The organism is Burkholderia sp. AU45274 (genome assembly GCF_030482505.1).
Classification (GTDB): Bacteria; Pseudomonadota; Gammaproteobacteria; order Burkholderiales; family Burkholderiaceae; genus Burkholderia.
In genome coordinates this window covers 87,908-100,578 of record NZ_JAUJQE010000007.1, presented here as the reverse complement: position 1 = coordinate 100,578, position 12,671 = coordinate 87,908, and the positions used below count along the sequence as shown (strand labels likewise).

Here is a 12,671-nt window from a genome sequence, read left to right as displayed (position 1 = left end):
TGATTAAAAAACCTTATCGCGGTGAAAAATTCCGCATCTTATTGAACCGATATCGGCTCGCTATAGTGGCTCGCTTTCCCGCACGCACCCGTTGCGTGCGCAGACAAACAGCAGGAGCCCCTTGATGCCCACCGATACCCGATTCACCGAAGTCGAGGATCTGATGCCCGCCGCCGGCGGGTTGCGCGAGATCCGTCACCACATCCATCACCACCCCGAACTCGCGTACGAGGAGCACGACACGGCCGCGCTCGTCGCCGAGAAGCTCGAGCAGTGGGGCTGGCAGGTGACGCGCGGGGTCGGCAAGACGGGCGTGGTCGGCACGCTGCGCGTGGGCGACGGCACGCGCAGCATCGGCATTCGCGCCGACATGGACGCGCTGCCGATCATCGAGGCGACGGGGCTGCCCTACGCGAGCGGCACGCACGGCAAGATGCACGCATGCGGCCACGACGGCCACACGACGATGCTGCTCGGCGCCGCGCAGCACCTCGCGAAGACCCGCAACTTCTCCGGCACCGTGCACCTGTATTTCCAGCCGGCGGAAGAGCATGGCGTCGACAGCGGCGCGAAGAAGATGATCGACGATGGCCTGTTCGAGCGCTTCCCGTGCGACGCGGTGTTCGGCATGCACAACCATCCGGGCGCGGCGCCCGGCGTGTTCCTGACGCGGCGCGGCCCGTTCATGTCGGCCGGCGACAAGGCGATCATCACGATCGAAGGCGTCGGCGGCCACGCGGCACGGCCGCACCTGACGGTCGACCCGGTCGTCGTCGCGGCGAGCATCGTGATGGCGCTGCAGACGATCGTCGCGCGCAACGTCGATCCGTCGCAGCCGGCGGTCGTCACGGTCGGCTCGATGCACGCGGGCACCGCGAACAACGTGATCCCGAACGGCGCGCGTCTCGAACTCAGCGTGCGCTCGTTCAGCCCCGACGTGCGCGCGCTGCTCAAGCGCCGCATCACCGAGCTGGCCGAAACGCAGGCCGCGAGCTACGGCGCAACCGCGCACGTCGAATACATCGAAGGCTATCCGGTCGTCGTCAATACGGATGCCGAAACGGATTTCGCCACGCAGGTCGCGCGCGAACTCGTCGGCGACGCGCACGTGGTCGAGCAGACCGACCTGCTGATGGGCAGCGAGGATTTCGCGTTCATGCTGCAGCAGCGGCCGGGCTCGTTCGTGCGGCTCGGCAACGGCGAAGGCGAGGACGGCTGCATGGTGCACAACCCGAAATACGACTTCAACGATCGCAACCTGCCGATCGGCGCGGCGTACTGGACGCGTCTCGTGGAGCGTTACCTGGGGCAGTGATCGCGGCGACGGCGCGCGGCCGGCGCTTCCGGCGCATTGACAGGAGAGGATAGCGATGCAGAAAGACCATCTCGCGTTGCACCCCGCGTCGACGGGCGTGGCCGAAGCCGGCGCGCCCGGCGCACCGGCCGTCACGCGGCGCGGTGCGATTGCCGCGGCCGTGATCGGCAACTGGCTGGAGTTCTTCGATTTCACCGTGTACGGCTTCTTCGCGGTGCTGATCGGCAAGCTGTTCTTCCCGTCGAGCGACCCGACCACGTCGCTGCTGCTGTCGGTCGCGACGTTCGCGGCCGGCTTCTTCACGCGGCCGCTCGGCAGCGTCGTGCTCGGCGTCTATGCGGACCGCAAGGGGCGCAAGGCGGCGCTGAACCTGACGATCATGCTGATGGCGCTCGGCACGGGCCTGATCGCGATCGCGCCGACGTATGCGCAGGTCGGCGTGGCCGCGCCGCTGCTGGTCGTGTTCGCGCGGCTGATGCAGGGCTTCTCGCAGGGCGGCGAATTCGGTGCGGCGACGTCGACGCTGCTCGAACAGGGCGGCACGTCGCGCCGCGCGTTCCGCGCGAGCTGGCAGCTCGCGACGCAGGGTGGCGCCGCGCTGATGGGCTCGGGCTTCGCGGCGCTGCTGTCGAACACGATGACGAAGGATGCGCTGGAAGGCTGGGGCTGGCGCTTGCCGTTTCTCGTCGGCGTGCTGATCGCGCCGGTCGGGATGTTCTTGCGCCGCCGGCTCGCCGACGATGCGCCCGGCGACCGCCATCACGGCATCGAACGCGGCGTGCTGCACGAGCTGTTCTCGAAGCACACGCGCACGGTGCTGCTGCTGATGCTCACGGTGATGGGCGGCACGGTGTCGACCTACATCCTGACGTTCTACATGCCGACCTACGCGATCCACACGCTCGGCCTGCCGATGAAGCTGTCGATGTTCGTCGGCGTCGCATCGGGCTGCGTGATGCTGGTCACGTGCCCGCTGTTCGGCTGGCTGTCGGACAGGCTCGGCAGCCGGCGCCTGCCGATCTTCGTCGGCCGCGGCGTGCTGGTCGCCTTGCTGTTCCCGGCGTTCTGGCTGATGAACCATCACCCGACGCTGTCGGTGATCCTGCCGCTGACCGCGCTGATGCTGCTGTTCTATTCGCTCGGCTCGGCGTCGGAAATGGCGCTGATGTGCGAGTCGTTGCCGCGCCACGTGCGCGCGACCGGCATCTCGATCGCGTATGCGCTCGCGGTGACGATCTTCGGCGGCACCGCGCAGCTGATCGCGACCTGGCTCGTGAAGACGACCGGCAGCAAGCTCGCGCCGGCCGGTTACGTGGCCGCATGCGTGGTGCTGTCGTTGATCGCGGTGGCGATGCTGCGCGAGACGGCGCGGGATTCGATCGACTGACACGCGGCGCAGCGCGGCACGACGGGCGGCCGGCGGCAATACGCGCTTACCGCCCGCGCACCACCCTCAGGTACGACGCGAGCATCGTCGCGAGTTCCTGCGCGGCGGGCGTCAGCGGCACGGCCGCGCGTTGCAGCAGGCAGATGTCCTGCGATTCGGCCTGTTCGCGCACGGGCACTTTCGCGAGCGCACCGGCGAACGGCCCGTGCCGCGTCACGGCTTCGGTTTCGAGCGACAGGCAATCGGTCTGCGTGACGAGCTGCAGCGTCTCGAACATCCCTTCGACGGTGGCGAGGATCTTCGGCGGCGGCAGGCCGTGCACGTCGAAGTACGCGAGCAGCCGGTTGACGACGGGGTCCGCGCTCAGGTTCGGCGAGCGCGTCGACACCCATGCGTAGTCGGCCAGTTCGGCCAGCGATTGCGCATGCATCGCCGGATGCCCGTTGCGGCACACGACCACCGGCGCGGAAGCACGCAGCGGCGTGACCGCGAGATCGGTCGTGTCGGTCTGCTTCGCGACGAGCGCGATCGCGAAATCGACCGCGCTTTCCCGCAGCCAGCCGATCATCATTCGTGACGTGCCGGTACGCAGGTGCACGTCGACCTTGTCGAAGCGCGCACGGAACGCGCTCAGCACCGGCGCGAACGCATCGATCAGCGGTTCGGCCACGAGGCCGAGCGTGACGGTGCCTTCGTACGCGCCGCTCAGTTGCCGGATTTCCCGCTCGACCTGCTCGCATTCGCCGAGGATCGACCCGGAGCGTGCGAGCAGCCGCTGGCCGACGGCCGTCGGCACGATCCCGCGATTGGTGCGCGTGAACAGCGTCGCGCCGAGCGTCGCCTCGAGGCTCTGCAGCTGCTGCGTGACGCCGCTCTGCGCGAGATCGAGCGCGCGTGCGGCCGCGCGCAGGCTGCCGTGCTCGACGACGGCCTGGAAGATGCGGAGCTGGGAGAGCGTGAACGCCATAGGCAAGCGCGGGGCCGGTGATCGGGAAAAGTGATCATGATAAGGCAGTGGGCGATTCCGCCGGCGGCGCGTGCGCACTACGATCGCAGGCAGTCCGGCTCGCGCCGTTTGCCCATCGTCCCGCCTTCGTCGACCATGAAACGTCCCTTCCTGCCGCTCGTTTCCCTATGCCTTGCGCTCGCGGCTGGTTCCGCGCACGCACTCGATGCGCGCCCCGTGCGCCTCGGCATCGATCCGACCTATCCGCCGATGGATTCGAAGGCGCCCGACGGCAGCCTGAAGGGCTTCGACGTCGATCTCGGCAACGAGATCTGCCGCCGCGCGCAGTTGCGCTGCCAGTGGGTCGAGCTCGAATTCTCCGGGATGATTCCCGCGCTGCAGGCGCGCAAGATCGACGCGATCCTGTCGTCGATGGCGATCACCGAGAAGCGCGAGAAGCAGATCCTGTTCTCGTCGAAGCTGTTCCGCTTCAAGTCGCGGCTCGTCGCGCGGCCCGGCAGCGGCGTCGACAGCACGACCGCATCGCTTGCGGGCAAGCGCGTCGGCGTGCAGTCGGGCACGCAGTTCGAATCGTGGGCGCTCGCGCACTGGGCGCCGGCCGGTGTCAGCGTGATGCCGTACAAGAGCCAGGACGACGTGTTCGCCGATCTCGTCAACGGCCGCCTCGACGCGGCGTTGCTCGGCACCGTGGAAGCCGACTACGGCTTCCTGCGCACGCCGAAGGGCAAGGGCTTCGCGTTCGTCGGCGCACCGCTCGACCTGGGCGATCGCGGCGTCGGCATCGGCATGCGGCAGTCGGATACGGCGCTCAAGGCGTCGATCGACGGCGCGATCGCGTCGATGCTGAAGGACGGCACGTACGACCGGATCGCGAAGCAGTATTTCGACTTCAACCCGTACGGCGACTGAGCGCCGAGCCACCTCGACGTTTCACCGGCTTCTTCGTTTTCATTTCGTTCGAGACCATCGATGCAGATTCGTACCACGCCGCTCCTGTCGCCGTCGATCGGCACGCAGCGCACGCTGACGAGCTTTCATTTCGGGCCGGCCGACACCGGCCGCAAGATCTACCTGCAGGCCGCGCTGCACGCGGACGAGACGCCCGCGATGCTCGCGGCGTTCGTGCTGAAGCAGCGTCTCGCGCAGCTCGATGCCGAAGGCCGGCTCGCGGCCGAGATCGTGCTCGTGCCGGTGGCGAACCCGGTCGGCCTCAATCATCATCTGCTCGGGCAGTTCATCGGCCGTTTCGATCTCGCGAGCGGCCGCAACTTCAATCGCGGCTTCCTGCCGCTCGCGGAGATCGCGGCACATGCGCGCGACCGGCTCGGCGACGACGGCGAGCGCAATCGCGCGATCGTGCGCGAATGCGTCGGCGTGGCGCTCGACGAGATCGTGCCGCGCACGGAGTTCGATGCGCTGCAGCTCGCGCTGCTGAAGCTGTCGCTCGACGCCGATGTGGTGATCGACCTGCATTGTTCGCTCGAAGCGGTGATGCATGTGTACACGAGCGAGACCGCATGGCCGGAAGTCGAGCCGCTCGCGCGTTATCTCGGCTCGGAGGTGTCGCTGCTCGCCGAGGATTCGGGCGGGCACGCGTTCGACGATGCGCATCACCTGCTGTGGTCGCAATTGCGGCAGCACTTGCCGGCGGGCACGCCGATGGCGGCCGGCACCGTGGCCGTGACGGTCGAGTGCCGCGGCCAGCGCGACGTGACGTACGACTATGCGGAACGCGATGCCGATGCGCTCGTCGACTATCTCGTCTGGCGCGGCGCGGTGCAGGGCGAACGCAAGCCGCTACCGCCGCTCGCCGCGCCGGCCACGCCGCTGGCCGGCAGCGAGCAGTTCCATGCGCCGGTGAGCGGGATACTCGTGCACCGCGCGGCGATCGGCGCGACGATCCGCGCCGGCGATCCGCTGTTCGACATCGTCGATCCGCTGACGGACGCGATCACGACGATTTCGAGCGGGACCGATGGCGTGTTCTACATGCGCCGCGCGATTCGGTTCGTCACGGCGGGTGCGCCGCTCGGCCGTGTGACGGGCAGGGTGGCGGTGCGCAAGGGGATGTTGCTCGGCGCGTGAGCAGCGCGGTGTCCTGCCGGTTTGCGACGCAATTTCGTTCTTGTCAAATTGACCGCGTTTCCGTGCGTCACTAAATTGTGCGGCGCGGAGTTCGCTCCGTGTTCCGTGAGAAGAACGTTGTAACCAAGTGGAGTTGATACGGGCAGCCAAGGGGCTGCCCGTTTTTTTGCGGTGTGCGTCCACGGCAACGCACTGTGGCGAAGGTCGTGAAACAGGTTGAAGACGAGCGTGCATGCTGTTCGGCAGCGATGTCAATTAGCCAGACAGTGTCTGGCTAATCTTCCCCGGCACTGGTACGCCCGAGGTGACTCGACGAACTGGCGCAGTGCTTCACGCTGCCGTGGTCGGCCTATGTGCGGCTGCCGTCGGTCAAGGACGACCAGGCCTCACCCCCGCCGCGCCACCAGCTCCGACACCGTCTGCGCGGCCTGCTGCAGCGGCCCGAGAAACTCCTTCACCATCTGCTTCGCGGTATGCCGCTGCGCGTTGCCGCTGATATTCATCGCCGCGATGATCTGCCCACGCCGGTTGCGGATCGGCGCGGACAACGACATCAGGCCCACTTCGAGTTCCTGGTCGACCACCGCCCAGCCTTGCTGGCGCACCTGCGCGATCGCCGCCTTCAGTTCGCCGAGGTCGGTGATCGTGCGCGGCGTATGCGCGCGGATGCCGCTTTGCGCGAGCGTCTCGTCGAGCTCGGCATCGTCGAGCGCGGACAGCAGCACGCGGCCCATCGACGTGCAGTACGCGGGCAACCGGCTGCCGATCGACAGGTTGATCGTCATGATCTTGCGGGTCGGCACGCGCAGCACGTAGACGATCTCGGTGCGGTCGAGCACGGCCGCCGAGCAGCTTTCGTGGATCTGCGCGGACAGCTGTTCCATCACGGGATCGGCAAGATTCCAGAACGGCATCGACGTGAGGTACGCGAAGCCGAGCTCGAGGATCTTCGGCGTGAGCCGGAACAGCCGGCCGTCGGCCTCGACGTAGCCGAGCGTCTGCAGCGTGAGCAGGATCCGGCGCGCGCCCGCGCGCGTGAGCCCGGTGGCCGAGGCGACCTCGGTGAGCGTCTGCTCCGGACGGGCCGCGTCGAATGCGCGGATCACTGCGAGGCCGCGCGCGAACGACTGGACATAGGAGTCGCCGGGTTTCGTCTGAGTGTCTTCGGTTGTCATGAGCGCCTGGAATATCGTGCAGCCGAGAAGATAGCGCATGGGGCCTGACACGCCAACCGCGCGGCGGACCGCGCGCTTGACAGGTCGTCCCCGCACTCCCTATGATGCGTTGAGCGTTCGATACACGATCTTATGTTCGTATATAGAACATTTAAGCGCATCCCGACGGGCAATGCAAGGGGCGCGCCCTGTTCATTCCCCCAGCCTGTCCTGGGACCGGAGACACTGATGACCGAAGCTTTTCTGTGTGATGCGATCCGTACGCCGATCGGGCGTTACGGTGGTGCACTGTCCGGCGTGCGCGCCGACGATCTGGGCGCGGTGCCGCTCAAGGCGCTCGTCGAGCGCAACCGTGACGTCGACTGGACGGCGATCGACGACGTGATCTACGGCTGCGCGAACCAGGCCGGCGAGGACAACCGCAACGTCGCGCGCATGTCGGCGCTGCTCGCAGGGCTGCCGCAGGGCGTGCCCGGTTCGACGATCAACCGCCTGTGCGGTTCCGGGATGGATGCGGTCGGCGTGGCCGCGCGTGCGATCAAGTCCGGCGAGGCCGCGCTGATGGTCGCGGGCGGCGTCGAGAGCATGACGCGCGCGCCGTTCGTGATGGGCAAGGCCGCGAGCGCGTTCGCGCGCCAGGCCGACATCTACGATACGACGATCGGCTGGCGCTTCGTCAATCCGCTGATGAAACAGCTGCACGGCGTCGATTCGATGCCGGAGACGGCCGAGAACGTCGCGGTCGACTACAACATCAGCCGCGCCGACCAGGACCTGTTCGCGCTGCGCAGCCAGCAGAAGGCCGCGCGCGCGCAGCAGGACGGCACGCTGGCCGAGGAAATCGTCGCGGTCACGATTGCGCAGAAGAAGGGCGATCCGCTGGTCGTATCGCGCGACGAGCATCCGCGCGAGACGTCGCTCGAAACGCTGGCGAAGCTGAAGGGCGTCGTGCGCCCGGACGGCTCGGTGACGGCCGGCAATGCGTCGGGCGTCAATGACGGCGCCGCTGCACTGCTGCTCGCGAACGAGGAAACCGCGAAGCGCTTCGGCCTGACGCCGCGCGCACGCGTGCTGGGGATCGCGACGGCCGGCGTCGCGCCGCGCGTGATGGGCATCGGCCCCGCGCCGGCCACGCAGAAGCTGCTCGCCCGGCTCGGGATGACGATCGACCAGTTCGACGTGATCGAGCTGAACGAGGCGTTCGCGTCGCAAGGTCTCGCGGTGCTGCGCATGCTCGGCGTGGCCGACGACGATCCGCGCGTGAACCCGAACGGCGGCGCGATCGCACTGGGCCATCCGCTTGGCGCGTCGGGCGCGCGTCTCGTGACGACCGCGATGTATCAGCTGCATCGCACGAACGGCCGCTTTGCGCTGTGCACGATGTGCATCGGCGTCGGCCAGGGCATCGCGATCGCGATCGAGCGCGTCTGACCTGCGCCACACGGCGAAGCGGCAGCGCACGCGCCGCTTCGCGCTATCCGAATCGATGCGCGGCACGAGGATTCTCGTGCCGCGCATCGTCGTTAACCGGCCTGCGACAACTGCTTGAGGCGCGCATCGAGCGCGTCGATCTCGGTGTCCGCGAACACTTCGACGCCATGCTCGCGCAGCAACGCCGCCGTGACACCGGCGCCCGCGTGCCGCCGGTTCTCGAAACTCCCGTCATAAATGAACGTGCTGCCGCACGACGGACTGCCGTCCGCCAGGATCGCGAAGCGGCAATCGTGCGCGCGCGCGAGGGCCAGCGCGGTGTGCGCGCCGGACACGAACGGCGCCGTCACGTCGGTGCCGTTCACGTCGACGATGCGCGCGGCGCCCGACAGCACCCGCTGCCCCGATTCGCCGTGGGCGATTTCGGCGGGCGGGCGCGGCACGCTGAAGCCGCCGGCCAGTTCGGGGCAGACGGGCACGAGACGCCCTTCGCGCTGCCACCGTTCGAGCGCCTCGTGCGCGGCGGTCTTGGCCGAGCCGTTGTAGCGGACCGGATGACCGATCACGCACATGCTGACGAGGATCCTCGGCATGGCTTGCGGCTGCGCTTCGTTCTGCAATTTCGCTCTCCGTGATGCGGCGCTAGCCGATGGCGGCCGGGGCAAAGCGGGAAATTCCACGCTTCACCCGCGCGCCGGTGCGTCAGGCCGTCGGTCCTTCCAGGTGAATGTCTTCCGGCTCGAGCGCGTACAGCGCCGGGTCGGGCGATGTGCTGACCGTGAAGCCGAGCCGCAGGTAGAAGTCGATCGTGTTCTGCGACGGCGTCGCGGACACATACAGGCGCGCAGCGCCCATCGCGCGCGCCTGCTCGCGGGCCGCGCGGTAAAGCTGCTCGCCGAGCCCGCAGCCGCGCCAGTCGTGGCTCACGTGCAGGAACTTCAACTGCAGCATGTCGCCGTGCGGGCCGAGCGGCTGGCTGTCGACGATGACCGCCGCGACGAGCCGCGCGCCGTCGAACATGCCGACGCACCAGCCGCCGCGATCGTGGCAGTCGAGCAGGATCGGCGTGTAGTGGTCGGCTTCGCCGTCGGGCCAGCCCGCGACGTCATAAAAGTCGGGAACGAGATGCAGCGTGCCGTCGCGCAGCACGTACAGGTGCTCGATGATCTCGCGCCGGTCGATGGTCCACACGAGCGGCACGTCGTCGCGTGTGAGCAGGCGGATGGACAGTGCGTCGCGTTCGGCGGCGGTGCGGCGCGTCATGCGGCCTCCCGATGCGCGGCGATCGCATACATCAGCGGCAGGCGCGGCATGTGATCGGGCGGCACCATCCGGCGGCCGTCCAGCTCGCGCATGTCGTCGAAACCCTTCCAGCCGTTCGCGTACGGATATTCGGTCAGGCGGTCGATCGCGAGCCCGGCCGATACGAGCGCGTTCACGACATCGCCGATGCCCCACATGAACTCGTAGCTCGGATGCGGGTTCGCAAAATCGACGACGCCCGGATGGTCGTGCTGCGCGCCGAGCCCCGTGCCGGATGCGGCCACGTAATCGCCGACACCTGCCGGCTCCTCGGTCGCATCGCCTTTGAAATAGTCGTAGTGCGGCGTCCAGTGTTCGTCGAAATACAGCGCGAACGGATGGAACTCGACCATCGCGAAACGGCCGCCGGGCGCGAGCAGCGCGGCGATCCCGCGGGCCCACGCGTTCAGGTCGGACAGCCAGCAGATCGCGCCGTACGACGTGAACACGCGCTCGAAGCGCTCGCCGCGCGCGGCGGCCTCGGGCATCCAGTCGAGCACGTCGGCGCGCTCGAAGCGCGCGGGCAGGCCCGCGTCGGCCGACAGTTGCCGGGCGAAGGCGATCGCTTCGTCGGAGATGTCGACGCCCGTCGCGTCCGCGCCGTCGCGCACGAGGCTCAGCGTGTCCTGCCCCGCGTTGCACTGCAGATGCAGGAGCCGCACCCCGCTGACGTCGCCGAGCAGTTCGCGTTCTTCCGGGAAGAGCGTCGAGCCGCCCGCGCGGAAAAATGCGGCCTGATCGCCTTTATGACTGTTATGCGCGACTGTCGCCGTATTCCAGGACAGCCGATTCAGTTCGTGCAATGCCTTTTTCATCGAATTCGAATACCGATTGAATGGGACAGGATAGACGGAATCGTTTCGCCGCGTGCAACGGCCGACGGCGTTGGCATGCCGTGCGGCCTGGCTGGGCGGTGCGGCGTGACAGGCGGATGAACACGCGCAGCGAATATTGCCGGATTATTTGATCGAAATCATGGCGTCCGCCGAATTGAATATTTTATGCGATCAAAGGGTAAGGTTTTTCCCCAATATGCCGACAGTAAGATGAAGACCGTCGTAAAGCGATAAACCGTTTTTCGGCTACTGAGCGTGAAGTCAGCGCGACGCGGACGTCAGATCCGCTTTTCGGAGCCTTGCATGCGCAATAACCAGCCCGTTACCCAACAGGAATTCGATTTTCCCGACGACGTCACGCTGATGTCGACGACCGACGCAGACAGCATCATCACCTACGCCAACACGACGTTCGCGCAGGTGAGCGGCTTCACGAACGAGGAACTCGTCGGCCAGCCGCACAACGCGGTGCGCCACCCGGACATGCCGCGCGAAGCGTTTGCCGACATGTGGGCGACGCTCAGGCGCGGCGAGCCATGGACCGCGCTGGTGAAGAACCGCCGCAAGAACGGCGATCACTACTGGGTGCGTGCGAACGCGATTCCGGTGATGCGAAACGGCGAGCCGCAAGGCTACATGTCGGTGCGGACGAAGGCGCCGCACGACGAGTCCGAGGCCGCCGACGCGCTGTATCGCGCGTTCCGCGAAGGCAAGGCCGGCCAGCGCCGGTTCCACAAGGGGCTGGTGATCCGTACGGGGCTGCTGCGCATCGCGTCGCTGTCGCAGACGATGTCGGTGCGCGCGCGCGTGCACTCGGCGCTGTGCGTGCTCGCGCCGGCGGTCGTTGGCGCGGGCTGGGCATGCGGGCTGGCGGGCGGCGGGCTCGCGGCGTTTGCCGGCGTGACGGTCGGCGTGGCGGCGGCGGCCGGCCTGTGGCTCGATGCGCAGATCGTGCGTCCGCTGAAGCGGCTGCACGACCAGGCGCTGAACGTCGCGACCGGCGAAAGCCGGCGTGGCGTCCGGATGAACCGTGTCGACGAGATCGGCATGACGCTGCGCACGATCAACCAGCTCGGGCTGATGTTCCGCTGGCTCGTCGACGACGTCAGCGAGCAGGTGCACAACGTGCAGCGCGCGAGCAACGAGATCGCGCAGGGCAACAACGACCTGAGCGCGCGCACCGAGCAGGCGGCGTCGAGCGTGCAGGAGACGGCCGCGTCGATGGCCGAGATGACGGCGACCGTCGACAGCAACGCGGAGACCGCGCTGCAGGCGAACCGGCTCGCGATGTCGGCGAGCGAGGCGGCCGGGCGCGGCGGGCAGGCGGTGGGCGAGGTCGTCACGACGATGAGCGACATCACGGCCAGCTCGCGCAAGATTGCCGACATCATCGGCGTGATCGACGGCATCGCGTTCCAGACCAACATCCTTGCGCTGAACGCGGCCGTGGAAGCGGCACGCGCGGGCGAGCAGGGGCGCGGCTTCGCGGTGGTCGCCGGTGAGGTGCGGGCACTCGCGCAGCGCAGCGCGAATGCGGCGAAGGAGATCAAGACGCTGATCGGCGCGAGCGTCGAGCGCGTCGAGTCGGGCGCGCGGCGCGTGGACGAGGCCGGCAAGACGATGGAGGACATCGTCGCGCAGGTGAAGCGCGTGTCGGACCTGATCGCGGAGATCAGCTCGTCGACGGCCGAGCAGAGCACGGGCGTGTCGCAGGTGGACCAGGCGGTGGTGCACCTGGACAACATCACGCAGCAGAACGCGGCGCTGGTCGAGCAGAGCACGGCGGCGTCGGAGAGCCTGAAGCAGCAGGCGACGCGGCTGGTGGATGCGGTGAACGTGTTCCGGTGAGCGTGGGGGCGCGCACGTGATGTGCGCGCCCGATCAATGCAGCATGATTGGCGTGCGCAATGCGCGTCAGGGCTTTTTTTAGCCAATCAAAAATGCGCTGATCGACGAATATTCATATTCAAGATTTCACGTTGATACATTGAAGCGCGATCGAGTAAATGGCGTTGAATGATCAGACGAATACCCGTCTAACCGTTGCCTGGCGTGGTGTTTGGTTTTATCCATAAACAAATTGTTCGGTAAAAACAAGATCATGTATTTCTAATGCATATTTACCCGAATACACCATAATGTTTTCGTGGGATTTGCCGAAAGCGCAGGGGTA

Annotated in this window: 11 protein-coding genes; 6 read left to right on the top strand and 5 right to left on the bottom strand. The window is 67.3% G+C overall.

Annotation, left to right across the window (positions count from 1 at the left end):
* Positions 1-124: 124 nt before the first annotated feature.
* Both QZM35_RS24445 and QZM35_RS24440 read left to right on the top strand, forming a co-directional pair.
* A complete protein-coding gene (locus QZM35_RS24445) occupies positions 125-1,315 on the top strand; it encodes a M20 aminoacylase family protein (protein ID WP_089433401.1) in 1,191 nt (396 codons plus the stop codon).
* Between the two features lie 55 nt (positions 1,316-1,370).
* A complete protein-coding gene (locus QZM35_RS24440; protein ID WP_089433400.1) occupies positions 1,371-2,702 on the top strand; it encodes an MFS transporter in 1,332 nt (443 codons plus the stop codon).
* 46 nt (positions 2,703-2,748) lie between these two features.
* Here QZM35_RS24440 and QZM35_RS24435 read toward each other — a convergent pair whose 3' ends face one another.
* Complete coding sequence (locus QZM35_RS24435) at positions 2,749-3,669, bottom strand: LysR family transcriptional regulator (RefSeq protein ID WP_089428962.1); 921 nt, start codon at positions 3,667-3,669, stop codon at positions 2,749-2,751.
* Between the two features lie 135 nt (positions 3,670-3,804).
* On the opposite strand from QZM35_RS24435, the gene QZM35_RS24430 reads away from it, so the two are divergent.
* A complete protein-coding gene (locus QZM35_RS24430) occupies positions 3,805-4,578 on the top strand; it encodes a transporter substrate-binding domain-containing protein (RefSeq protein ID WP_089433399.1) in 774 nt (257 codons plus the stop codon).
* Between the two features lie 60 nt (positions 4,579-4,638).
* Positions 4,639-5,754 (top strand): succinylglutamate desuccinylase/aspartoacylase family protein, encoded by a 1,116-nt coding sequence (locus QZM35_RS24425; protein ID WP_301776974.1) that lies wholly within the window; start codon positions 4,639-4,641, stop codon positions 5,752-5,754.
* A gap of 386 nt (positions 5,755-6,140) precedes the next feature.
* Here the strand turns inward: QZM35_RS24425 and QZM35_RS24420 are convergent, their stop codons facing one another.
* Entirely contained in the window at positions 6,141-6,929 is a 789-nt protein-coding gene (locus tag QZM35_RS24420; protein ID WP_039367952.1) for an IclR family transcriptional regulator, read from the bottom strand.
* A gap of 228 nt (positions 6,930-7,157) precedes the next feature.
* Here QZM35_RS24420 and pcaF point away from each other — a divergent pair, with 228 nt between their 5' ends.
* Entirely contained in the window at positions 7,158-8,360 is a 1,203-nt protein-coding gene (pcaF, locus tag QZM35_RS24415; RefSeq protein ID WP_071331902.1) for a 3-oxoadipyl-CoA thiolase, read from the top strand.
* Positions 8,361-8,452: 92 nt separating this feature from the next.
* Here pcaF and QZM35_RS24410 read toward each other — a convergent pair whose 3' ends face one another.
* The 3 genes from QZM35_RS24410 to QZM35_RS24400 form a co-directional block, all read right to left on the bottom strand.
* A complete protein-coding gene (locus QZM35_RS24410) occupies positions 8,453-8,980 on the bottom strand; it encodes a DUF523 domain-containing protein (RefSeq protein WP_301776973.1) in 528 nt (175 codons plus the stop codon).
* A gap of 82 nt (positions 8,981-9,062) precedes the next feature.
* Entirely contained in the window at positions 9,063-9,623 is a 561-nt protein-coding gene (locus QZM35_RS24405; protein WP_301776972.1) for a GNAT family N-acetyltransferase, read from the bottom strand.
* Positions 9,620-10,477 carry a class I SAM-dependent methyltransferase gene (locus QZM35_RS24400; protein WP_089428967.1) on the bottom strand — a complete coding sequence of 286 codons (858 nt, stop codon included), beginning with the start codon at positions 10,475-10,477 and terminating at the stop codon, positions 9,620-9,622. Before QZM35_RS24400 ends, QZM35_RS24405 begins: the two co-directional genes overlap by 4 nt.
* Positions 10,478-10,801: 324 nt before the next feature.
* Here QZM35_RS24400 and QZM35_RS24395 point away from each other — a divergent pair, with 324 nt between their 5' ends.
* Positions 10,802-12,346, top strand: coding sequence for a PAS domain-containing methyl-accepting chemotaxis protein (locus QZM35_RS24395; protein ID WP_089475763.1), 1,545 nt, complete (start codon positions 10,802-10,804; stop codon positions 12,344-12,346).
* Positions 12,347-12,671: the final 325 nt, after the last annotated feature.